Origin of the sequence: Hymenobacter sp. 5317J-9 (assembly GCF_022921075.1) — a bacterium.
Lineage (GTDB): Bacteria > Bacteroidota > Bacteroidia > Cytophagales > Hymenobacteraceae > Hymenobacter.
In genome coordinates, this window is record NZ_CP095050.1 from 4,817,029 (window position 1) to 4,840,796 (window position 23,768).

Consider the following 23,768-nt stretch of genomic DNA (forward strand, 5'->3'; position numbering starts at 1 on the left):
CGGGAACGTTCTCATGCAGGGCACGACCGGCCTTCGGCCACCGTAGCCGCCACCCGCCGCTTAAGTACCTCCATTTCCGGCAACGATTGCGCAATTAAAGTCAACCCAAAGCTTGTGTTTTGCGGTAAGAGGAAGCCAGCTTGCATGAGTAAAGGCTTACTTACGTGCTGTCAGCAAGGCTTTTTGCATTTCTCACGCTCTCAATTTCATTCTTCACCTTTTCACTTACAATTACCATGAAAAATCATCTACTCGCTGCGGTGCTCATGCTGGGAGGGCTGGGTCTGACCGGTCAGGCCCAGGCCCAGACCACGCCCGTGTACAAATACTGGTCGCTGAAGGCCAACGCGCAGGACAGCGCTGCTTTGCGCTCACCCAGTGCCATGACCAGCAGCAACGTGACGATGCGCCGGTTTGTGCTCTCGAACGGCACGGCCGCCGCGCCGCCCAAGGCTTACAGCTCGGCCTACGGAATGGCGTTTGCCCCGGCTGCTGACGGCGGCGGCTGGAGCACGTCGGCCAACGGCACCGGCAGCACGCTGCGCCGCTACTTCTACGTGCAATGCACCGCTACGGCTCCGGCCGGCGTCACCCTGCGCGCCGACTCCATTGCGATGAACCTGGCCGTTGCCAGCTCGGTAAGCGGCACGTTCCTGGGCGTGGTGTATTCGAAAAACGGCTTTACTACGCCCGCCGACTCCACAGAGGCCGCCGGCAGTGCCCGGACGCCGGCCGGCACGCAGGCCGGCACGGCCAACGGCACTACTTTATTCAATACCTGGACCATTGGACAAGCCTTTAGCTTCGCCAACAATACGTCCCTCAACCGGGCTTTCCGCTACAGCGTGCCGCTCAACGGTAGCACGGGCGTCACCATTACCCCCGGCCAAACGCTGACCGTTCGCATTTACGTGAGCTGCAGCAGCAGCAGCACCGGCCGCTACGCCGTTATGCGCGACCTCACCCTGAAGAGCCAGCAAACGCTGCTCTCCGCCCGCACGGCCGTGCAAACCAACCTGACCGCCTACCCCAACCCCGCCCAGAATCAGCTGAGCGTGCCCCACACCGCCGCCAGCCGCGACGCCCGCGTTTCGGTGTTCAGCGCGACCGGTGCCAAGGTGGCCGCCGTGGCCGCGCAGCCCGGCACCACCGAAACGCCCGTCGACCTGAGCGGCCTGGCCAAGGGCCTCTACCTGGTAGAGTACGCCGATGGCACGCAGCGCAGCAGCGCCCGCATCGTGAAAGAATAGTTGGCCCTGCGCCAGCTTTAAAAAGCGTCCCGGCTGGTCCGGGGCGCTTTTTTTATTGGTGGGTATGAAGCCAATGGAAACAGGCAGGCGGTAGCCCAGGCGGAGAACCCGGAGCTATTGCCTGCGCTCATCTATCGGCATCGTTGCCGGGAACGATTGCACAAATAAAAACGCCAAAACCGGGGCAGTTCGGGGAAGCCGGGATTTAATATTGAGTGAATCCCCACTCAATCAACCCCTTTTCAGATGAGACACCAATACCGAACCCGATTCACGTGGCCGCGCCCGGCGGCCCGCTTCTGGGCCATGCTGGGCTTTTTGCTGCTGGCCTGTGGCGCCCGGACGTTTGCGTTCGACCTGACCGTGGCCAAGGACGGCACCGGCAACTTCACCACCGTGCAGGCGGCCATCGACGCGGCGCCCACGGGCCGCACCGCGCCGTTCACCATCTACATCAAAAACGGCCGCTACAAAGAGCTGGTGACCGTGCCGGCCAACAAGCCCTTCATTCAGCTGATTGGCGAGAGCGTGGGCAGCACCGTGCTTACCTACAACAACTCGGCCGGCACCATTGTGAACGGCGTGGCGCTGGGCACCCAGAACTCGGCTTCGGTCACCATCAACGCCACCGACTTCTCGGCCATGAACCTGACGTTCGAGAACTCGTTTGGCGAGTCGGCCTCCAACGGGCAGGCCGTGGCCATTCTGGTGAACAACGACCGGGCGGCGTTCCGCAACTGCCGCTTCCTGGGCAACCAGGACACCATGTACCTGAAGGGCAACGGTACCCCGCGCCAGTACTTCCTGAACTGCTACATCGAGGGCAACACCGACTTCATTTTCGGCAGCGCCATTGCGCTGTTTGAGAACTGCAACATCTACGCGAAGAACAAGGCCACGGCCAGCGTTTCCTACATTGCCGTGCCCAACACGCCGACCGGCCAGGCCTACGGGCTGGTGTTCAAGAACTGCAACGTGACCGGGCACTCGGTGGCCGGCGGCACCGCCTACGACCTGGGTCGCCCCTGGCAGGCCAACCCCAAAGCGGCTTTCCTGAACTGCAATCTGAGTACGCCGCTCATTCTGGCCGAAGGCTGGTCGCCGACCAGCTCGGCCGGCTCCGCCACCATCCGCGACTCCTACTTCGTGGAGTACCAGAACACGCACTTCAACGGCCGGCCTATCAACGTGAGCAGCCGGGTGCTGTCGGGCCAGGCCCTGACGCCCGCGCAGCCGTCGTCGCAGCTCACGGCCGCCGAAGCGGCCACTTACACCAAGGCTAACATCCTGGGCACCTGGGACCCCTGCTCGCTGATTGACTGCGTAACGCCGTTCGTGAAATCGGTGGTGGTGAACAACTTCCGGGGCGTGAAGGGCGCCACCACCACAGCCTTCACCTGGAACACCAGCTGGCCCATCAGCGGCGATGTGCTGAGCGTGTACCGCGCCACGGCCACGCCGCCCACGCCCCTCGGCGCCTTCGCCGTGGTGGGTTCCCAGACCGAGCCCAACGACACCACCTTCAACTACTCCTATTCCGATGCCGTGCCGGCCTCGGGCAGCCTCTACAAATACTTTGTGCGCGGCAGCAACGCCGTGCGCCAGATTTCGTCGGACACCGTGACCATCAGCAGCGCCCCCACCATCGTGACGACGGGCGCGCTGGGCAACTTCACCCAGCAGCTGGGCACGGGCTCGCCGGCGCAGAGCGTGAGCGTGTCGGGCACCGATTTGACGGGTGCTGTGACCGTGACGGCTTCGGCCAACTACCAGGTGTCGCTGACGTCGGGCGGCACGTTTGCCAGCAGCGTGACCCTCACGCCCACCGCCGGCACCCTGGCCAGCACGCCGGTTTACATTCGCCTGAATGCTACTACGGCCGGCCCCTACACCGGCACCGTGACCCTGACCAGCACCAACGCCACCAACGTGGTGGTGAGCCTGAACGGCACCGCCATCGTGGCGCCCACCATCACCTCGAACGTGGTGCAGTGGTGGCCGCTGCGCGTGAACAACTCCGATAGCGTGCAGGTGCGCAGCAGCCGCATTGTGGCCACCACGCCCACGCTCAAGCGCCTGTACCTGTCGAACGGCACGACGCTGGCCAGCATCCCGGCCTACTCCAACCAGTTCGGCCAGGCTTTCGGCGCCAGCGCGGCCGGCGACGGGCAGTGGAGCACCGCCGCCGGCGGACCCGGCGGCACCCTCAGCCGCCTCTACTACGAGCAGTTTACGGTGACGGTAGCTGCCGGCGCCCCCACCATGCGCATCGACTCGGTGTTGTTCAACTCGGCCTTCTATAACACCAGCTCCAACACCAAGATGGCCATTGTGTACTCGCTGAACGGTTTCAGCACCCCGGCCGACTCCACGGAGATTACGGGAGTGAGCGGCCCGGGCGGCGCGCAGCCCCTCACGGCCAGCGGCAGCTTCGCCAATTCCTTCCCGCTGCAGAACCAGACCTCGGGCAATACCAACCTCTACCGCGTGGCCCTCAAAGGCCCCAGCACCGCCAACCCCAGCGGCGGCGTGACCGTGGCCGCCGGCCAGACCCTGACCGTGCGCCTGTACTACGCCTGCGGCAGCACCGGCGTCCCGCGCTACGCCCTGCTCAAAAACCTGCGCTTCAAAGGCGATGTAGCGCCGCTGCCGGTAACGGTGCTGGAACAGTGGCCCCTGCGCGTGAACAATACCGACAGCGCCCAGGTGCGCAGCAGCCGCATTGTGGCCACCACGCCCACGCTCAAGCGCCTGTACCTGTCGAACGGCACGACGCTGGCCAGCATCCCGGCCTACTCCAACCAGTTCGGCCAGGCTTTCGGCGCCAGCGCGGCCGGCGACGGGCAGTGGAGCACCGCCGCCGGCGGACCCGGCGGCACCCTCAGCCGCCTCTACTACGAGCAGTTCACGCTGGCCGTAGCCCCCAACTCAACTGTGCGCGTCGATACCCTGCTGTTCAATGCGGCGTTCTACAACACCAGCTCCAACACCAAAATGGCGGTGGTGTACTCGCTGAACGGCTTTGGCTCGCCGGCCGACTCCACGGAAATCGTGGCCGCTTACGGCCCCGGCGGCCTGCAGACGCTCAGCGCCAGCGGCAACTTCACCAACTCGTTTCCGCTGCTGAACCAGACTGCCGGCAACCCGAACACCTACCGCGTGGTGCTGCGCAACGGCGGCGTCAGCCTGGCCGCCGGCCAGACGCTGAGCGTGCGCCTGTACTTCGCCTGCGGCAGCACCGGCGTGCCGCGCTACGCCTTCCTCAAAAACCTGCGCTTCAAGGGCACGGCCGGGGTGCTGACGGCCGCCACGCCGGCCCGGGTGCTGAGCGCCCAGCTGCAACTGTTCCCCAACCCGGCGTCGGGCTCGTTCTGGGTGCAGTTGCCGGCTGTGAACAGCAAGACGGCCGTATCGGCAGCCCTCATCAACACCCTGGGCCAGACGGTGCGAACCCAACAGCTGAAATCAGCGGCCGGCCAGCCCATCGAGGCTGAGGTGGACGTGCGCGGCCTGGCCGCCGGCGTCTACACGCTGCGCCTGAACGTGGGCGGCACGCCCGTGACGCGCAAAGTGGTGGTGGAGTAATTCATTCTTCACTCTCAAACAAAAAAGCTCCGGCCAGTGTGGCCGGAGCTTTTTTGTTTGGGGTAAAGTCTACTTTTTAGCCTGTCATCCTGAGCAGAGCGAAGAACCTACCCCCATTTGAACGACTTGTTCTATGGTCGGTGGACAGTTGGTGGGAAAGGCTGTTTAAAACGTCATGCTGAGCTTGTCGAAGCATCTCTACCACAGCCGTAGTTGATTTTACTTACGCAGTAGAGATGCTTCGACCAGCTCAGCATGACGTTCTGTTTCTTATCGGTCTATACGGCCTGGCATGAGAAGGTCCTTCGCTGCGCGGACGCCAGATGAGGATGCCAGACGAAGCACATCTCTCCTACTTGCCGCGCACCACCATGGTGCCCGAGCCCAGCGCCGGCACGCCGTCCCGGCTCACGCCTTCGGCCACGGCCTGAAACGTGCCGCTGCCATCGGCGGTGAAGAAGTGCAGCTCGGCTTCGCCCTTGGCGTTGGTGCGCACGGTGGGGTTCCAGTAGAGGGTGCTGGTGCGCGGGTCGGCGGGCGGGTTGGTGAGTAGGGCGTTGTAGCGCGGCTGGTAAAACTCGCGGGCCGCGTAGAAACCGGGCAGTTTCACGGTGGCGATACCGGGCGCGGGTTCTTGTCGGGGCCTTTGTAGTTGGGGTTGGCGCGCTTGGTATACACCGCAATGGCGCCACCGCTGCTGCCAAAAATGGCTGCCTCGGCCCCCTTGAACACTTCCACCGCCTCCACGTCGGAAGTGTTGAGGTTGGTGATGGCGTCGAGGTCAACCTTGATGCCGTCGAGGATGAACAGCGGCGAACCGCCTCCCCGAATTTGGGCTGACATGTTGGGCGGGCTGCCGCTGATGGTGAGGCCGGCTACCCGGCCCTGCAAAAACTGCAGAATGTTGAGGCTGGAATTGGCGGTGGGGTCGTTGGCGAAGTCGATGACGGTGCCGCCGGTGGCGCCGTACATGCGGCGGGGGTCGTCGCGGGGCACGGCGGCGCGCTTGGCCGTCACCGACACGTTGCCCAGGTTGATGTTGCGAATGGCTTTTTCGGGGTGCAGGTCCAGCTCGGCGGCCTGGGCCTGGCGGCTGCGGCGCACAAAGGTGGTAACGGCAGCCGGCGCCGCCGAGAGCTGCGGCAGCTGAGGCAGCGGCTGGTTGCCGGTGAGCGGGCCGGTATCGGGCTTGATGAGCACGTTGGTGCCGCCCTGCGCCCGGCGCGCCTGCAGGGTGATGATGGCCGTGTCGCGCACCGGAATGCCGATGAAGCTGAACCGCCCCTGCGCGTCGGTGGTGGCCGTAATGATGTTGCGCTCCGGGCGCGTTTGCAGGAAGGTCAGTTGGCTGTTGGGGATGGGGCGGTTGCCGTTCTGGCTCACCACCTGGCCCGTGAGCGAGAGGGCCGTTTCGGGCGAGAACGTGAGGGACGGCCGCTGGCCGGCCAGCACTTCTTTCCACACAAAGCGCCGCCAGCCCTGCGTCAGCAGCAGGTCGTCGAGGGCCTGCGCGGTGGCCGCCGACTGGTTGCGGAAATAATAGCCCGGGTTTTCCACGTAGCCCGTCAGGTCCGACGTCAGCAGCAGGTTCGAGGCAATGGTTTCGGCGTTGGGGTCGAGGGTGCTGAGAGCGGCGTCGCTCACGGCCACCGAGAAATTGGTGGCCACGGGCTGCCCGGCGGCATCGGTCACGCGCACGTTGAGCTGCACGGGAGCGTGCGGGCCGTAGCTGGGCTGGTCGGACGTGAGGGAGATTTTCAGGCCGGGCGCGCCGTTCTGCACAAACGCCAGCCGCTCGCACTGCGGCGCGCCCTCCGCGTCAAACAGCGTGAAGTGCACGATGCCCGTGGGGTAATTCTTCTTGGGCATGCGCCAACTGGCAGGGGCCTCCGCCGACACGGGCCGCGGCCCCGGGTAGGCCACCACGCCGCGCACCTGCGTCATGAGCTGAATGGGGCCCGGCGCCGGAGCACCAGCAGCCCCGCGGTAGCGCGCTTCCACCAAAAAGTCGGTGGCGTTTTCCACCACGTGCAGGGTATATCCGCTGGTCTGCACGGCAGGCAGGGGGTAGTCGGCGGTGCTGCCGTCGGGCAGCGCAACGCGGGCGTGGTAACGCTGCCCGGTGCCCGGCACAAAGGCAAAGCGCCCCATGCCCCCGTGCCGGCTGCTGAATGCGGCCAACACCACCTTGTTCTGGGCGTCGAGAATCTGCCCACGCACATCCAGGCCGCGGCCGGTGGCGTCGGTGGCTTTGCAGGCCACCACGGCGGGCAGGCCTTCCACGAGGTAGCCGCCTTCGGGGAAAAACTGCACGTCGGGCCGGTTGGCGCTGGCGGCAGCGGCTTTGCCCTTGCTGCCGGGGGCGGCGGGGGCCTGGGGCACGTCGGGCGGGCTCAGGGGCGAGGCGGGCCACACGCTGAGGCGACGGCTGTACACGAACTGGTCGCCGGCGTTGCGCATCCAGTTGGTGTAGGCGCGCAGCACGTAGGTGCCGGCGGCCAGCGAGTCGGCAATGTCGAGGTCGCCGTAGGCCCGGCCGCCCTGCAGCTGCAGCGTGCGGCGGGCCACCACCTGGTGCTGGGCCGACACCAAATCGACGTGCAGCACCTGGCTGAGCGAGTCGAGCCGGTGCTGCGAGGCATCCACCACGTAGGCGCTGAACCAAATGGTTTCGCCGGTGGCGTACACGGGCCGGTCGAGGTGCAGGTAGGCCTTTTCGCCGCGGGCGGCGGCGTAGTAGTCGCTCACCTGCCGGGCGATGCGCTGCAGCGGGGTTTCGTCGGTGGGCCGAGGCCGAAAAGCCATCAGGGCCACGCCGGTGGCTACTCCGGCGGCCAGTAAGGCTTTGGGCACGCGCATTTTTTTCATGTTTGCTTGCTGTCGTGAAGGGGCGGCCCCGCCAACGGGCCCACCGCGAGATTACAACACAAAGATGGCGACGCCGTGAAGCAAGGCCCCCTTCGGGCCAACGAACGGCGGGCATTTCGAGTGCCTCGGCCGGCATCGGCGGGGCAATTGGCCGTTTTCAGGCAGATTTTCGCTACTCTTGTAATAGATTTGGGTCGGTGAAGGCTCTCCGCCAGGACAAACCGCAAGGCCAGTCGCCCGACTTGTGCAGCGCCGCGGGGCTGCCAGCCACCGGTGGCCGCGCTTGCCGGAACCTTTTGGGGCGCCCAGCCGGTCAGTTACCTAGGTCGGCGGATGCGCCGCCCGTTGCCGTTACTTTCACTACCAACCCCGAAGCGTTTGGACCCGGTCACCATCAAGGACATAGCGCACGCCCTCAACCTGTCGACCTCGACGGTGTCGCGGGCGTTGCGCGACAGCTACGAAATCAGTCCCGAAACCAAGCGGCTGGTGATGGAATACGCCGAGCGCATCAACTACCGCCCCAACCCCATTGCCCTCAGCCTGAAGGGCAGCAGCAGCAAGGCTCTGGCCGTCATTGTGCCCCAGATTGCGAACAACTTCTTTTCGCAGGCCATCAACGGTATCGAGGCCATTGCCTATAATCGCGGCTACCACGTCATCATCTTCCAGACGCACGAAAGCTACGAGCGCGAAGTGGCCAACGTGCAGCAGGCCGTATCGCGCCGCGTCGACGGCCTGCTGCTCTCGCTCAGCAGCGAAACCTCGGACGTGAAGCACCTCAAGGCCCTCATCGACCAGGGCATGCCGCTGGTGCTGTTCGACCGCGTGGCCGGCGAGCTCGACGTAACTCAGGTAGTGGCCGACAACTTTGGCGGGGCCTACGCCGCCACCGCGCATCTGCTCCAAACCGGCCGGCGCCGCATTGCCCACCTCACCATTCCGCCTTACCTCAGTATCACGCAGGAGCGCCTGGCCGGCTACCGCGCCGCCCTGGAGCAATATGGCGTGCCCTTCGACGAAAACCTGGTGCGCTACGGCACTTTTGGCCCCGACGAGGCCGGCCCGCTCGTGGACGAGCTGCTGGCCCTCTCCCCTCCCCCGGACGCGTTTTTCACGGCCAGCGACCGGCTGGCCTTGGGCTGTCTGGCCGCTCTGCGCCAGCGCGGCGTCGACGTGCCTGGCCAAGTGGCGCTGCTCAGCTTCACCAATTCGCAGTCGGCCCACCTGCTCAACCCTCCTTTGAGCACCGTGACCCAGCCGGCCCAGGAAATCGGCCAGCTTGCCGCCGAGCGGCTCATTGAGCTCATTGAGCGCAAGCACAAAAGCACCGGCCCCAGCACGATGAAGCTACCCACTACGCTGGTGGTGCGGGAGTCGTCGGCAGCTGCGCCTAAAGTGGTGGCGTAAAGCAATCAATAATCAAAAGCCAATAAAAAAGCCCGCCTGATGACTCAGACGGGCTTTTTTATTGACCATCTTGTTCTATTCGTGCGTGCACTTGGCGGTCAGGCTCACGTTGGCGTCGGTGTACACCACCAGGTAATTGCCTTTGGCCAGCGTGCCGAGGTTGACCGGGGTGGCGACGCCACCGGCGGCGGGCTTGAACGAGGCCACGCGCTGGCCCACGAAGTTGTAGACCGAAACGCTGGCTTCGGCGCTGGCGCGGGGGTGTTCCACGGTGAGTTGCTCGGCGGCGGGGTTAGGATATAGGCGCAGCGGCTGCGATACGGCGCCGGTGGCCCTGGTGCCCGAAATCACGGTCACGAGGCCGTTGAGGTAATTTTCGAGGTTGGTGTAGCCGTTGGCGGCAATGAACTGGCGGTCGGCCGGGTTCAGCGGCGCGAGGCCGTTGTTGAGTTCGTACACGTCGGGCATGCCGTCGTGGTCGGAGTCGACGGGAGCCGCCCCGCAGGTCAGCACGGGCCAGGCCACAATGGAGGTGCTGATGGGCGTTTTGGCCGGGAAACCGCCCTGCACGTCGATGATGGCGCCGGTGCGGTTCTGCACGTCCTGCACAATGCGCTGGTCCAGCGCGTCGCGCACCGGCAGAATGCATCCCGCCCCTTGCAGCACCGAGGCGTAGGCCGCCTGGGCGGTCTGGGTGTTGAGGGGCGCCACGTTGAAGGGCGTCGCCACCTTCGAGAGCGCCGTGTCGGCGGCGGTACCGCCGTTCATGGATACGCCTTTCCAGTTGGCGGCCGTCACGGTGGGGTTGCCATCTACGTAGTTGCCAGCAATGTACAGCTGTGGGTAAGGCAGCACCGGCGCGGTGGTTTGCTTGTAGGCCTGAAACACCCGCGAGCGGTTGGTGGTGCTGGTGCCGGTGCTGGGGCCGTACTTGTAGTAGTTGTTCACCATGTTGTAGTTGCCACCTTCGCCGCCGTAGGCGTTGGCGCCGGTGCCCCAGTTGTAGATGACGTTGTTGCGGAAGTCGCAGTTTTCCGAGCCGATGGCGGCCCCGTAGCGCGTGCCGTTCCAGCGCGGCGTGCGGCTCACGCAGTGGGCAAACAGGTTGTGGTGAAACGAGGCGCGCCGGCCCCCCCAGATGCCGCCGTAGCCGTGGCGCTCGTAGTCGGTGTCGCCCGTTTCGAAGTGGTAAGAGTAGTTCAGTGGCTCCGAAATCATGTTCCACTGCAGGGTCATGGAGTCGGTGGTGGCGCCGTAGAACGTGAAGGCCTCGTCCATGCTCCAGCTCATGGTGCAGTGGTCAATCACAATGTTTTTGCGCTCGGTGCTGCTCAGCGCGTCCTCGTCGCCGTTGCCATTGGTCATGCCAATGTTGGTTTGCTGCGGGTAGGCATCGCCGGTGCGGAAGCGCATGAAGCGCACAATCACGTTGTTGCCGTTCACCTGCACTTGGCGGTCGGCGGTGCAGATGCCGTCGCCGGGCGCGGTCTGGCCCGCGATGGTGGTGTTGGCCGGAATGCTGAGCCGGTTGGTGAGGTGAATGGTGCCGCACACCCGAAACACAATGGTGCGGTAGGGCGCCACCGCCGCCGACTGGCTGCAGGCGTAGCGCAGGGTGCCGGGCGTGTTGGTATCGGCCAGGCTGGTCACTTCATACACCGTGGTGGGCACGGAGGACTTGCCGCGGCCACCGGTCACGAAACGGCCGGCGCCCTCGGCACCCGGAAAAGCCAGCTGCTGCGCCTGCGCGGCGGTGGTCAGCAGCCCGCCCAATGTGGCGAACAGGCCAAGTCGGGCCCGGCAGGACGAGAAAAAAACTCGGGAGGAGAAAGGAATCATGGCGAAAAGTGTGGGAGTCAGGCGAGAAAAAACCGGCCCGGCATCGTAGCAAAACGACCCGAAAAGCCGGCAATTCCCCTCTAAATATTACGCCCGAACCGCCTGGAAACTACCGCCCGCAGCCTTTTTATTCGCGCAATCGTTGCCGGGAACGATGCCATTCCCGGCCCTTCACCCAACCCTCATGCTACTCCTTCTCGAAAATGGCCGACACCCAGCTGCGCAACGTGCGGTGGCGTTGGTAGCGCAGGCCGTGCTTGCTGGCTTCGGCCTGAATTTTCGGCAGGTCCTCTTCGTAGAAGCCGCTGAACAGGATGGGCCGGCCGCTGGGCAGCAGGCGGGCGTACTCGTGCATGTCTTCGAGCAGCACGTTGCGGTTGATGTTGGCCAGAATCAGGTCGAACGGCTCCTCGTTGGCCAGCGTCTCCACGCCGCCCAGGCGGCACTCAATGTTGTGGCACTGGTTTTCGGCGGCGTTGTCGCGGGCGTTTTCCACAGTCCAGGGCTCGGTATCCACGGCCAGCACCTGACGGGCGCCCAGCATCTCGGCCATAATGGCCAGAATGCCGGTGCCGGTGCCCATGTCGAGCACGCGCAGGCCTTTGTGGTCAACATCAAGCTGGTTTTCAATCATCAGCGCCGTAGTTTCGTGGTGGCCCGTGCCAAACGACATGCGCGGCATTATCACGATGTCGTAGTCGACGCCCGCCGGCTCCGGGTGGAAAGGCGCGCGCACCGACACCCGCTCGGCAATGATGAGCGGCTGAAAGTTCTTCTCCCACTCGGCGTTCCAGTTCTGCCGCGTGATGACGCGGTGCGAGTGGTTCAGGTCGCCGATGCCGGAATAGCGGGCCATGATTTCCTCCACCGCGTCGGGGTTGAACGCGTCCTCGGTGGTGTAGGCGCAAAAGCCCGCGTCGTTGTCCTCAAAGGTGTCGAAGCCTATTTCGGCCAGCTCGGCCACCAGAATGTCGGCCAGCTCGCGTGGCGCCTCAACGGTCAGTTCAATAAAATCCATGTGCTTGAATGCGGAAAGAAGCACGCGGAAGGAGGAATTGCCGAGTGGCTTTTAATTCCTCCTTCCGCATGCTTCTTCCAGTTAATTTTTGCAGCCGGCAAACGACCGCACTTTGGTGTAATGAATGCTAAAGTCGGCCCGGCTGCGGTCCGTCACCACCAGCAGCACATAATCGGCAAAGTCGCGGGCGGGGGCATCGGCCCACAGGCCGGCTTTGTCGGCAAAGAGCTTGTTGTTTTCTTTGAAGACGAGGACGTCGGCAAAAGCTTCTTCGGGCTCCACGTACACCGTGCCGTGGCAGTAGCCGCGGCGGGCGGGGTCGGTTTCGAGGTACACCGAGCCGAAGATTTTGCAGGGCTCCAGCGGGCCGGCGGCCGGCGCGTGGGCGGCCACTGCCGGCGCCGACACCGTCGGCTGAGCCGAACCCAGCACCAAAGCCGCAGTCAACAGAAAAGAAAAGAACATAAGCGGGCAGCAGGAAAGTGAGCGGAATAACGCGGCAGTCCTTCGTGAACCAACCCGCCGGCGCCATCCAACAACGGTGCCAGGCCGGGCTTAAAACGACTGAATGATGGCCGTGAAGTCGGCTGCTTTCAGCGAAGCGCCGCCAATCAGTCCGCCGTCAACATCGGGCTGCGAAAAAAGCTCCCGCGCGTTTTGGGCATTAGCCGAGCCGCCGTACAGAATGGTGGTGTCGAGGGCGGCCTGGGCGTCGTAGGCGCGGGCAATGCGCTCCCGGATGAAGGCGTGCACCTCCTGCGCCTGGGCGCTGGTGGCGGTGCGGCCCGTGCCAATGGCCCAGATGGGTTCGTAGGCGATGGTAACCTGGGCAAACTCCTCGTTCGAGAGGTGAAACAGCCCGTCGGTGAGCTGCTTGCCGATGAAGTCGAATGTCTCGTCGGCTTCGCGGGTATTCAGCGACTCGCCCACGCAGAAGATGGGTTTCAGGCCGGCAGCCAGGGCGGCTTTCAGCTTCTGGCTCAGCAACTCATCGGTTTCGCCGAAGTACTGGCGGCGCTCCGAGTGGCCCAGAATGACGTACTCGCAGCCCACCGAAGCCAGCAGCTTAGCCGATACTTCGCCGGTGAACGCGCCGCTCTCCTTCTGGTGGCAGTTTTGGGCGCCCAGGTGAAAATTGCCGCCCTGCGGCAAAGCCTGGCCCACGCCGTGCAACAGTGGAAACGGCGGGCACACCACCACTTGCGGGCCGTCGGCAGCGCTACCGGCTCCAGCCAGCCGGGCAATTTCTTCTACCAGGGCCATGGCCTCAGGGTAGGTCAGGTTCATTTTCCAGTTGCCGGCAACGAGGTTTTGGCGCATGTGTAGCGGGGCGAATTAAGTGGGAGTTTCGCCGCAAAGCTACGGGCTGCCGCACAGAAGGCAGAACCGTACCCCCAAGCTGTGCTTGGGCACGGGCGAACGACCTGCACCGAATCACGACGAGCCCAAGCGCAGCTTGGGCGTACAGGCTACTCCTCGGCCCGGGCGGCATTGCGGGCCGCAATCTCGGCTTCGATGGCAGCGGCGGCTTCGTCGCGCAGCTGCCAGGGCGTTTTGCGGGCGCCCAGGCGCGAGAGCACCACCCCGCCAATGGCCGCCGCGGTAGCCGCTGCCAGGGCGGCCCAGCCCAACTCCGGAATTTCGCGCAGGCGCACCACCCATATGGCCACCAGCGCCCAGGCCACCACCAGCGGAAACACCATGTCGCGGAAGGCACGGCTGATGATGAAGGCCAGCCCCACCAGCACCATCAACAAAATGATGGTGAACACCAGCGAAAGGCCTTCGGCAGTTTGCCAGCCCAGCTGCTGCAGCCCGATGGTGATGTTGATGGCCGAAGCCACCGATATCCAGCCCAGAAACAGCGAAAACGGCACGCCGGTCCAAGCCGGGGCCGCATCGGCAAAAATGCGGCGGCGTGCCCGGCCGTACGTCACGATGAGGCAGGCTAGCAACATTACCATCACGGCCACGCTAGGCAAAATCATTTCGTAGGCAAACAGCACCACCCAAGCGCTGGTGGCCACGCACGCAAGCGTGAGCGGCCGGGCCACGGCATCCGGCAGCGAGAGCCGGCGCTGGGCCGGCAGCAGCTGCCACACCGAGTACACCACCAGGCCCAAAAAAATCAGTCCCCAGATGCTGAAGGCATAGCCGGCCGGCGTGAGCAGCGTGGGGTACTTGGCCGACACCTGCCCCATGGTCTGGCCATTGAAAGGGTGGGTGTTGGAATAGTAGTTCAGGAAAATGGTGCCCCAGATGGCCAGGGTGGTGAGCCAGCGCCAGGCCCGGCCCGTGGCCGTGGCGGTTGGCGCTGCGTAGGAGTCGGGAACGAGGGCGGGGGCGGGCATACGCAGACGGGGTGGGGCTCAACTACCTACGCGCTTACTGGGTGGGATGGATTAGGCGCAAGGCTTCCCAATAGGCGCACCGCCGGGAGCGGCGGCGTCCGGTTATTCGGATAAAACCGCCTCTCCGTTGCTTATGGGCAACCGCTTGAGACCACAACGTTACACTTTCTCGGCCAAAAACCGCGCAGTGTGATTGGTATCTTTCAGTTTTACCATGTCTTCCGGCGTGCCTTCGAAGAGCAGGTGCCCCCCGTTGAGGCCGCCCTCGGGGCCGAGGTCGATGAGCCAGTCGGCGCATTTGATGATGTCGACGTTGTGCTCGATGATGAGCACCGAGTTGCCCTGCTCCACCAGCGCGTTCAGGGCGGTGAGCAGCTTGCTGATGTCGTGAAAGTGCAGGCCCGTGCTGGGTTCATCAAAGATGAACAGAATCTTATCCTGCTGAAGCGTAGCGCCTTTGGTGAGGAACGAGGCCAGCTTCACGCGCTGGGCCTCGCCCCCGCTCAGCGTGTTGGCCGACTGCCCCAGGCGGATGTAGCCCAAGCCCACGTCTTCCAGCGGCTTGAGGCGCTCGGCCACTTTGGGCTGGCTCTGGAAGAACTGCACGGCGTCGGTGACGGTCATTTCGAGCACCTCGTCAATGCCTTTGTCCTGAAATTTTATTTCCAGAATGTCCTGCTTGAATTTGTGGCCGCCGCAGCCTTCGCAGGTCAGGTAAATGTCGGCCATGAACTGCATCTCGATTTTCACTTGTCCTTCACCCTGACACACTTCGCAGCGCCCACCGTCGACGTTGAACGAGAAGTGCGAGGGCTTGAGGCCGCGCGCCTTGGCCAGCGGCTGCTCCGAAAACAGCGTCCGAATCTGGTCGTAGGCCTTCACGTAAGTCACCGGGTTGGAGCGCGACGACTTGCCGATGGGGTTCTGGTCCACAAACTCTACGTGCGTCACCTGGCCGTTCACGCCCGTCAGGCGGTCGAACTTGCCCGTGCTTTCGCCCGCGCCGCCGCCCAGCATCTTCATCAGGGCCGGCGCCAGAATGCGCTTGATGAGCGTGGACTTGCCCGAGCCCGACACGCCGGTGACGACGGTCATCACGCCAAGCGGCAGCTTCACGCTCACGTTTTTGAGGTTGTTTTCGCGGGCACCGGTCAGTTCCAGGGCGTTGCGCCAGGGGCGGCGCACCTTGGGCACGGGCACCTCCATTTTGCCGCTCAGGTACTTACCCGTGTAGGTTTCGGTGTCCTGCAGCAGTTGCTCCATGGTGCCCTGGAACATGAGGTTGCCGCCGCCGCTGCCGGCTTCGGGGCCGATGTCGATAATCTGGTCGGCGGCTTCCATCATCTTCTCCTCGTGCTCCACCACCACCACGGTATTCCCGAGCTGCTGCAACGAGCGCAGCACGCCAATCAGCTGCTCCGCATCCTTCGGGTGCAGGCCAATGCTGGGCTCATCGAGCACGTACATGGAGCCCACGAGCGCCGAGCCCAGCGAGGTGGCCAGCGAGATGCGCTGGCTCTCGCCGCCGCTTAGGGTGTTACTCAAGCGGTTCAGCGTGAGGTAGCCCAGACCCACGCGGTTGAGGTAGCCCAGGCGGTTGGTGATTTCCGTCACGAGGCGCTCGGCCACTTTGGCGTCGTGCTCGCTCAGGCTCATATTTTCGAAGAACTTCAGCGCCTCCGAGATGGGCAGCAGCACGATGTCGGCAATGCTGCGGCCGTCAATCTTCACGTACTGCGCGTCTTTGCGCAGGCGGGTTCCGCGGCAGTCAGGGCAGGTAGTGCGGCCCCGGTAGCGGCTTTGCAGCACGCGGTACTGGATTTTGTGGGTTTGCTCGCTCACCCACTTGAAGTAGGCGTCCAGGCCCTGGAAGTACTTATTGCCGGTCCAGAGCAGGCGCTGCTCGGCCTGGCTGAGCTCGTTGTAAGGCCGGTGAATGGGGAAGTCGAAGCGGATGCCGTTTTTCAGCAGCGGCTTCAGCCACTCGCCCTGCTTCTCGGTGCGCCAGGGCGCGATGGCGCCCTCGTACACGGTCATGCTCTTGTCCGGAATGACCAGGTCCTCGTCGATGCCCAGCACCGAGCCGAAACCCTCGCAGGTTTGGCAGGCGCCGTAGGGGTTGTTGAAGGAAAAGAAGTTGACGCTGGGCTCCTCGAAAGTGATGCCGTCGAGCTCGAATTTGTCGGAAAACGTGCGGGTTTCGGGCTCGCGCTCGCCGCCCGACATCTGCACCAGGCAGGTGCCGTGGCCTTCAAAAAATGCGGTTTGCACCGAGTCGGAGAGGCGGAAGAGCAGGTCCTCGTCGTCGGGGCGCAACACGGCGCGGTCAATCATAATGAAAACGTCGCCCTTCACTTCGGGCTGGCCTTCGGCAATCAGGTCTTCAATTTGCGACGTCTCGCCGTTCACCACCACGCGGCTGTAGCCTTTTTGCAAGAGCAAATCCAGCTCCTTGCTCATGGCGCGGGTTTTGTCGGGGCGGTGCAACGGGGCCAGAATCATGGCGCGGGTGCCCTCGGGCTGCGCCGCCAGAAAGTCGACCACGTCGGCCACGTTGTCTTTGCGCACCTGCTCGCCGCTCTCCGGCGAGAACGTTTTGCCCACCCGCGCAAACAGCAGCTTGAGGTAGTCGTAAATCTCGGTGCTGGTGCCCACCGTCGAGCGGTTGTTCTTGATGCTGACCTTCTGCTCGATGGCAATGGCCGGCGAAATGCCCCGGATGTAGTCCACGTCGGGCTTGTCCATGCGGCCCAGAAACTGGCGGGCGTAGCTGCTCAGGCTTTCCACGTACATGCGCTGGCCTTCAGCATACAAGGTATCGAAGGCGAGGCTCGATTTGCCCGAGCCCGACAGGCCCGTGACAACGATGAACTGGTTGCGCGGCAGGGCCACGCTCAGGTTTTTGAGGTTGTGAACCCGGGCGTTTTTGATGAGGATAAATTCGCGTGGGTCGAGGTTATCAATGGCGTTGTCGGCGGGGGCCGAAACTTGCAAAGCGTCTTTTTTGGGCATAAACGAACTAACAGCGAGGAGGGGCCGGAAGGTTTCGGCCGCGAGCATTTGCTGCGGTTACGAAGGTACGGCCACGAGGGAGGGGAATATTTTTCTGCCTCGTGAAAATCCGCCTGAGCCGCGTCGTAGCATTGTCCTTCCATTCACCGCTCTTCCATTTCCTCATGCCCACCCTTACCCGCTTCTTCCTCGGCACCGCCGCCGCGCTGCTCAGCTGCTTCGGTGCCCGCGCCCAGACGACTCGCCCCAGCCTCACCGGCGACTGGAACGGCGCGCTGGGCCCCATCGACTTCATCCTGCACCTCACCGACCCGGCCGCCGGGCCGCGCACGGCCACGCTCGACATCCCGGCCCAAAAGGCCAAGGGTCTGCCCCTGCAGTTCACCGCCCCCGGCGACAGTGTGTACCTGCGCCTCGCCCAGCCCGAAGCCCGCTTCGCCGGCCGCCGCTCGGCCGACGGTCAGCAGTTGCTGGGCGAATGGCAGCAGGGACTGCGCGCCTTCCCGCTCACGCTGGCCCGGGGCGCCGCCAATGCCAAGCCCGCCCTGCGCCGCCCCCAAACGCCGCAGCCGCCCTTCCCCTACCAGTCGGCCGACGTCACATTCAAAAACGAGAAAGCCGGCGTGACGCTGGCCGGCACCTACACCGTACCGGCCGACAAAGGCCCCTTTCCGGCCGTGGTGCTGCTCACCGGCTCGGGCCCCGAAGACCGCAACGAAACCATTTTCGGCCACCAGCCTTTCGCGGTGCTGGCCGACTACCTCACCCGCCACGGCATCGCCGTGCTGCGCTTCGACGACCGCGGCGTGGGCCAGAGCGGCGGCGCCCAGCAAAACATGACCAGCGCCGACTACACCACCGACGCCCAGGCCGCGCTGGCCTGGCTGCGGGCCCAGCCGGGCATTCGCAAAAACCAGGTGGGCGTGCTGGGCCACAGCGAGGGCGGCACGGCGGCCATTGGGGCAGCCATTCAGCCGGCAGGGCCCGATTTCCTGGTGCTGCTGGCGGCGCCCGGCATTGCGGGCGATGAGCTGATTGTGCAGCAGTCATTGGCCATCACCCGCCTGCAAACGAAGGATGCCGCGCAGCTGGCCGCCGTCGAAAAACAAGCGCGGGCCATGACGCAGATTGTTCAGAAAACGCCCGACGACGCCCAGGCCCGCGCCCAGCTCACGGCCCTCTACAACCCCACCAACGCCCCCGAAATAAAGGCCGCGCTGGAGCCGCAGTTGGTCGTCATGGTTTCGCCCTTCTACCGCCACCTGCTCGCCGACCGCCCGGCCCAGACGCTGGCCAAGGTGCGCTGCCCGGTGCTGGCCCTCGGTGGCAGCAAAGACGTGCAGGTGCCCGCCACCCGCAACCTGGCCGCGACGGCGGCCGCCCTCAAAGCCGGCGGCAACCGCGACGCAACCGCCAAAGAGCTGCCCGGTCTGAATCACCTTTTTCAACCCGCTACCACCGGAAGCATCGGTGAATACGGCACCATAGAAGAAACCTTTTCGCCTGCTGCCCTGCAGCTCATTGGCGACTGGATTGCACGGCATACCAATAAGTAAGCTTCAGCTGCTGTTCAGAAACACCGCCCCACGGCCCGGCCCCCAGGTCGGGCCGTGTTGTTGGTGGGCTTTGCATCAGTTGCTTTTTTATTGGCCAGGCTATCCTTTCTCTGTACTTTTCAGGCTTGAATTCCGTAAGACGTTATTAGAGCCACGTTAGAATAGTCTGATTCCATGATAAGATTTTTACTTGCCGCCATTTTTCTAGCCACTTCCGTGCTTGGCGCCGCGGCGGCTACCCCGCCCGTAGCCGCCGCTCCGCTCAACGGCCAGTGGAAGGGCCCGCTGAAGCTGCTCGGCGGCCAGATTACGGTGGTCATCACCATTGTGCCGCTCACCAACGGCACCTACTACGGCGCCCTCGATGCGCCCCAGCAGCGCATCAGCCGCATGCCGGTGGAGGTTGAGTTGAAAGGAGCTGACCTCACCCTGCGCATCGAGCAGGCGGGCAGCAGCTTTGTGGGCAAGGTGCTGGAAGGAGGCGCCAAGCTTAGCGGCACTTGGACGCAGCCGGGCGTGAAATCGGCCATGGTGCTCACGCGCAGCCTGGCCGGCGCAGCGCCCACCAAGCTGCGAATTGCCCCGCCCTACCGCGAAAACCAAATCACTTTTAAGAACCCCAGCACCCGGCAGAAGCTGGGCGGCACGCTCACGGTGCCGGCCGGCGAAGGCCCCTTCCCGGCCGTGGTGCTCCTCTCCGATTCGGGCCCCCAGAACCGCGACGTGGAAGTGACAGGCTACCGCATGTTTGGCCAGCTGGCCGACTACCTCACCCGCCACGGCATCGCCGTGCTGCGCTTTGACGACCGCGGCGTGGGCCAGAGCGGCGGCGTGTATGCCAACGCCACCACCGCCGACCTGGTGAGCGACGCCCAGGCGGCGCTGGCCTTTGTGCGCACCCGGCCGCTCATTGCGCCGGGCCGGGTGGGCCTGCTCGGGCACGGCGAGGGCGCCAACGTGGCCCTGCTCACGGCCGCCGCGCCGGGCCGCGCGCCGGCCTTTGTGGTGTCGCTGGCCGGCTACGGGCAGCCGGGCTACGACGTGCTGCTGCGCCAGCAGGGCGAAATCATGCGCCTGATTGGGGCCGACCCCGCCCAAGTGAAAGCCGCCCAGGACGTGTACCAGCGCACGGTGAGCGTCATTCGCCAGACGCCCGACGATGCAGCAGCCCGCGCCAAGGTGGTGAGCCTGCTCAGCGGCGCCAACACCGGGTTCGACGCCGGCATGGCCCGCGCCCGCGCCGTGCAGCTCACCTCGCCCTGGGCCCGCTATTTCTTCGACTTCGACCCGCAGGTGCAATTGGCCAAGGTGCAAAGCCCGGTGCTGCTGCTCAACGGCACGGCCGACCTGCAGGTATCGGCCCGCCGCAACATGACGCTGCTGCACCGGGGCCTGCGCCGCGCCCACCGCAGCGTGACGTCGGTGCGGCTCGACGGCGTGAACCACCTGTTTCAGCCCTCGCCGGCCCAATGGCCGCTGGTGAACGGCCAGCAGCAGGCCACGTTCTCGCCCATCGCGCTGAAAAAAATTCAGGATTGGGTGGCGCTCGAAACCAAGGTGCCCGCCATTCCGGTGCCCGCGCCGGCCAAGCGCCCGGCCGCCGAGCCCAAGGTGGCCAAGTCGGCCGGCCCGGCCCGCCCCCGCGGCTAAGGGCCAGCCAATAGACGAAGTACCACCCCGGCGCGGCCGCGAAGCACAAATTGCTTCGCGGCCGCACTGCGTTGGGCCTGGCTATTGGTTTGGTTTTTTGGCTTATACTTGCTTCTGCTAATCCGGCTCAACGTACGTTTTGTTGCGGGCCGCAATCTTCTCTCTTCTACCTCATTCACGCCCCCTCACGGGGACTTCCCATGGCCGCTCTGCCGCCTTCGCCCCGCCCCCGCTGGTCCTGGGACGACTCGCGCCCCATGCGCTGGGTGCGCCGCTCCTTCGGCTACTCGCGCGGCGAGGCCCGGGGGCTGGTGGGCCTGCTGGGCATCATGCTGCTGACCATTGCGGCCCCCCTCCTGCTGCGCCCCGAGCTGCCCGTGTACCTGCCCGAGGCCGACCAGAAGGGCGTGAACGAGCTGGCCGCGCAGCTCAAAGACCACCGCACCGTGGAGCAGGGCTTTGCCAGCCGCTACCCCCGGCGCGAGTTCCGGAAATTTGAGCGCAATGCGCCGCGCTACCCGGCCGTGCCGCAGGTGCGCCTCAGCCCTTTCGACCCCAACGCCCTGTCGGCCGAGGGCTGGGAGGCGCGCGGCGTGCCGCACTTTGTGGCCGCCCGCCTGGTGAAATACCGCGAGGCGGCCGGCGGCTTCAAGGCCAAGACCCAGGTGAAGAAAATGTATGGGCTCGAAGACTCGGTTTATCAGCGGCTGGCGCCGTTTATGCAATTGCCCGCCGAAGCGCCCCGGCGCGACTACGCCACCAACCGGCCTGGTCCCGATGGCAAGTTTCCGCCTTTTGCCGCCGGCGACGCGGCGGCCAAGTTTCCGCGCAAGCCCCGCAACCTCCAGCCTTTCGACCTGAACCAGGCCGATACTACCCAGCTGATGCAGATTCGGGGCATTGGCTCGGGCCGGGCCAAGTGGGTGGTGAAATACCGCAACCAGCTGGGCGGCTATATGCGCGAAGACCAGCTGGACGAGGTGTTTGTGCTGCGCGACGCGCCCGACCTGCGCGACAGCCTCAAGAAATACACCTTTGTGGCGCCCGGCTTCGCCCCCAAAACCGTGAACGTGAACACGGCCACCTTCGATGAACTGTACCTGCAGCCCTACATTGGCAAACCGCGCGCGCGCCTCATCGTAGCCTACCGGCAGCAGCACGGGCCTTTCCACTCAGTGGAAGACCTCAAGCAGCTGCCCACTCTCAAGCCGGCCGACCTGGAAAAAATGCGGCCCTACGTCCGCTGCGAGTAGCAGCACCGAGAACGCATAGCGGATACATAACAGGCATGAGCACTGCCTTCAGACGGGCCAGGCAGAGCGCAGCATTTATATATTCCAACACGCTTTCTGCCAACCATTACTCCTTCAATCTAGTATTATCAGTCCGGCTAATCCCCCTGCGCCATGACTGATGATTTGACCCCTGCCACCGGCAACGGCTTGGCGGCCTCCGACGACGGCCGCCGCACCTTTATCAAGCAAGCCTCAGGACTGCTGGGGCTGGCCTTGGCTCCGCCCTTGGTGGGCCAGGCCGAGCGGCTCACGGCAATGGCCAAAAAGGTGGAGGGCGTGAGCGAAATGCGCCTGAAAGTCAACGGTGCCTTGCGCACCATCAAGGCCGAGCCCCGGGTGAGCCTGCTCGACGCCCTGCGCGAGCACCTCGACCTCACGGGCTCGAAAAAAGGCTGCGACCACGGCCAGTGCGGCGCCTGCACCGTGCTGGTGGATGGCCGCCGCGTAAATAGCTGCCTCACCCTGGCCGTGATGGCGCAGGGCAAGGAAATCACCACCGTGGAAGGCCTGGCCAAGGGCGAAGACCTGCACCCGCTGCAGCAGGCCTTCCTCGACCACGACGGCTTCCAGTGCGGCTATTGCACCCCGGGCCAGCTCATGTCGGGCGTGGCCTGCCTCAAGGAAGGCCACGCCAAAACCGACGGCGACGTGCGCGAGTGGATGAGCGGCAACCTCTGCCGCTGCGGCGCCTACCCCAACATCGTGGCCGCCATCCGAGAGGTGGAAAAGAGCGGGTTTAAAGGATAATTTCTAGCGCGCGATGCAGATAGAACGTCATGCTGAACGAAACCGAAGCATCTCTACTGCGCAACTAACCCAATCGATTGAATTACTGCTGCGGTAGAGATGCTTCGACTGCGCTCAGCATGACCTTCTTCTCCTCTTTCGGAACCAGACCATGAACAACTTCTCCTACCTCCAAACCTCGCAGGCCAAAGAAGCCGCGGCCGCCGTGACCGGCACCAAGGGCGCGGCGTTCATTGCGGGCGGCACCACGATACTGGATTTGATGAAGCTGAACGTGGAAAACCACGGCCAGCTGGTCGATATCAACCTGGTTCCCTTCAAAGGCATTGAGCTCACGGCCGACGGCCTGCGCATCGGAGCGCTGGAGCGGATGAGCGACGTGGGCGAGCACCCGCTGGTGGTGCAGAACTTCCCGGCCATCTCGCAGTCGTTGCTGCTGGCCGCCTCGCCGCAGCTGCGCAACATGGCCAGCATTGGCGGCAATCTGCTGCAGCGCACCCGCTGCGGCTATTTCCGCGACACCGCTTTTCCGTGTAATAAACGCAACCCCGGCTCGGGCTGCCCGGCCCAGGAAGGCGAAAACCGAGGACTGGCCATTCTGGGTGGCAGCAAGGCCTGCATCGCCACCCACCCCGGCGACCTGGGAGTGGCCCTGGCCGCCCTCGATGCCGTGCTGTTGCTCGAAAACGCCAAGGGCAAGCAGCGCCGCGTGCCGCTGGTCGATTTCCACCTGATGCCCGGCAGCACTCCCCAGCGCGAAACCGTGCTGGAACCCGGCGAGCTGATTGTGTCGGTGACGGTGCCAGCGGCGGCCCACGCCCGCAAGTCGATGTACATGAAAGTGCGTGACCGAGCTTCGTATGCATTCGCGCTGGCTTCGGCCGCGGTGGGGCTGGAGGTGCAGGGCGGGCAGATTCGGGCGGCGCGGGTGGCGCTGGGCGGCGTGGGCACCAAGCCCTGGCGCTCGGTGGCAGCCGAGAAAATACTGACCGGTGCTCCGGCCACCGAAGCCACGTTTCGGGCGGCGGCCGCGGCGGCGGTGAAAGACGCCCAGCCCCGCGAGCAAAACCGCTTCAAAGTAGAGCTGGCGCAGAATACGCTGGTGCAGGCGCTGCTGGAATTATCGGCGGCGTAGGCGATTCTATAGAACGTCATGCAGAGCGCAGCGAAGTATCTCGCGTGCATTG

At 64.6% G+C, this 23,768-nt stretch carries 16 protein-coding genes; 8 read left to right on the forward strand and 8 right to left on the reverse strand.

Features of this window, described 5'->3' with window-relative positions; translation table 11 throughout:
• Window positions 1-236: 236 nt before the first annotated feature.
• A complete protein-coding gene (locus tag MUN81_RS20240; RefSeq protein WP_245113815.1) occupies window positions 237-1,250 on the forward strand; it encodes a T9SS type A sorting domain-containing protein in 1,014 nt (337 codons plus the stop codon).
• A 246-nt stretch (window positions 1,251-1,496) separates the two neighbouring features.
• Window positions 1,497-4,835 carry a pectinesterase family protein gene (locus MUN81_RS20245; RefSeq protein WP_245113816.1) on the forward strand — a complete coding sequence of 1,113 codons (3,339 nt, stop codon included), beginning with the start codon at window positions 1,497-1,499 and terminating at the stop codon, window positions 4,833-4,835.
• A gap of 352 nt (window positions 4,836-5,187) precedes the next feature.
• On the opposite strand, the gene MUN81_RS20250 is transcribed toward MUN81_RS20245, so the two are convergent.
• Complete coding sequence (locus MUN81_RS20250) at window positions 5,188-5,445, reverse strand: hypothetical protein (RefSeq protein ID WP_245113817.1); 258 nt, start codon at window positions 5,443-5,445, stop codon at window positions 5,188-5,190.
• Window positions 5,442-7,703 carry a TonB-dependent receptor plug domain-containing protein gene (locus MUN81_RS20255; protein ID WP_245113818.1) on the reverse strand — a complete coding sequence of 754 codons (2,262 nt, stop codon included), beginning with the start codon at window positions 7,701-7,703 and terminating at the stop codon, window positions 5,442-5,444. The genes MUN81_RS20250 and MUN81_RS20255 overlap by 4 nt, the downstream gene beginning before the upstream one ends.
• A gap of 378 nt (window positions 7,704-8,081) precedes the next feature.
• Between MUN81_RS20255 and MUN81_RS20260 the strand changes: the two genes are divergently transcribed.
• Window positions 8,082-9,113 carry a LacI family DNA-binding transcriptional regulator gene (locus tag MUN81_RS20260; protein ID WP_245113820.1) on the forward strand — a complete coding sequence of 344 codons (1,032 nt, stop codon included), beginning with the start codon at window positions 8,082-8,084 and terminating at the stop codon, window positions 9,111-9,113.
• 75 nt (window positions 9,114-9,188) lie between these two features.
• On the opposite strand, the gene MUN81_RS20265 is transcribed toward MUN81_RS20260, so the two are convergent.
• From MUN81_RS20265 to uvrA, 6 genes are all read right to left on the reverse strand, one after another.
• Window positions 9,189-10,952 carry a T9SS type A sorting domain-containing protein gene (locus MUN81_RS20265; RefSeq protein WP_245113821.1) on the reverse strand — a complete coding sequence of 588 codons (1,764 nt, stop codon included), beginning with the start codon at window positions 10,950-10,952 and terminating at the stop codon, window positions 9,189-9,191.
• Window positions 10,953-11,139: 187 nt separating this feature from the next.
• On the reverse strand, window positions 11,140-11,970 hold the full coding sequence (gene prmA, locus MUN81_RS20270) for a 50S ribosomal protein L11 methyltransferase (protein WP_245113823.1): 831 nt from the start codon (window positions 11,968-11,970) through the stop codon (window positions 11,140-11,142).
• An 81-nt stretch (window positions 11,971-12,051) separates the two neighbouring features.
• Window positions 12,052-12,435: a hypothetical protein gene (locus tag MUN81_RS20275; protein WP_245113825.1), complete on the reverse strand. Its 384-nt coding sequence runs from the start codon at window positions 12,433-12,435 to the stop codon at window positions 12,052-12,054.
• A 90-nt stretch (window positions 12,436-12,525) separates the two neighbouring features.
• Window positions 12,526-13,290 (reverse strand): triose-phosphate isomerase, encoded by a 765-nt coding sequence (tpiA, locus tag MUN81_RS20280; RefSeq protein ID WP_245113827.1) that lies wholly within the window; start codon window positions 13,288-13,290, stop codon window positions 12,526-12,528.
• Window positions 13,291-13,439: 149 nt separating this feature from the next.
• The gene (locus MUN81_RS20285; protein ID WP_245113829.1) at window positions 13,440-14,321 is read right to left on the reverse strand and encodes a hypothetical protein; all 882 of its coding nucleotides are present in this window, start codon (window positions 14,319-14,321) and stop codon (window positions 13,440-13,442) included.
• Window positions 14,322-14,480: 159 nt separating this feature from the next.
• Entirely contained in the window at window positions 14,481-17,333 is a 2,853-nt protein-coding gene (gene uvrA, locus MUN81_RS20290) for an excinuclease ABC subunit UvrA (protein ID WP_245113830.1), read from the reverse strand.
• A 164-nt stretch (window positions 17,334-17,497) separates the two neighbouring features.
• On the opposite strand from uvrA, the gene MUN81_RS20295 reads away from it, so the two are divergent.
• From MUN81_RS20295 to MUN81_RS20315, 5 genes are all read left to right on the forward strand, one after another.
• The gene (locus MUN81_RS20295) at window positions 17,498-18,889 is read left to right on the forward strand and encodes an alpha/beta fold hydrolase (protein ID WP_245113832.1); all 1,392 of its coding nucleotides are present in this window, start codon (window positions 17,498-17,500) and stop codon (window positions 18,887-18,889) included.
• Window positions 18,890-19,063: 174 nt separating this feature from the next.
• Window positions 19,064-20,539 (forward strand): alpha/beta fold hydrolase, encoded by a 1,476-nt coding sequence (locus tag MUN81_RS20300; protein ID WP_245113833.1) that lies wholly within the window; start codon window positions 19,064-19,066, stop codon window positions 20,537-20,539.
• A 200-nt stretch (window positions 20,540-20,739) separates the two neighbouring features.
• Window positions 20,740-21,792, forward strand: a complete 1,053-nt coding sequence (locus tag MUN81_RS20305; protein WP_245113834.1) for a helix-hairpin-helix domain-containing protein — start codon at window positions 20,740-20,742, stop codon at window positions 21,790-21,792.
• Window positions 21,793-21,945: 153 nt separating this feature from the next.
• Complete coding sequence (locus MUN81_RS20310; protein ID WP_245113836.1) at window positions 21,946-22,581, forward strand: (2Fe-2S)-binding protein; 636 nt, start codon at window positions 21,946-21,948, stop codon at window positions 22,579-22,581.
• A gap of 151 nt (window positions 22,582-22,732) precedes the next feature.
• Window positions 22,733-23,716, forward strand: coding sequence for a xanthine dehydrogenase family protein subunit M (locus MUN81_RS20315; RefSeq protein WP_245113838.1), 984 nt, complete (start codon window positions 22,733-22,735; stop codon window positions 23,714-23,716).
• The last annotated feature ends 52 nt before the right edge of the window (window positions 23,717-23,768 follow it).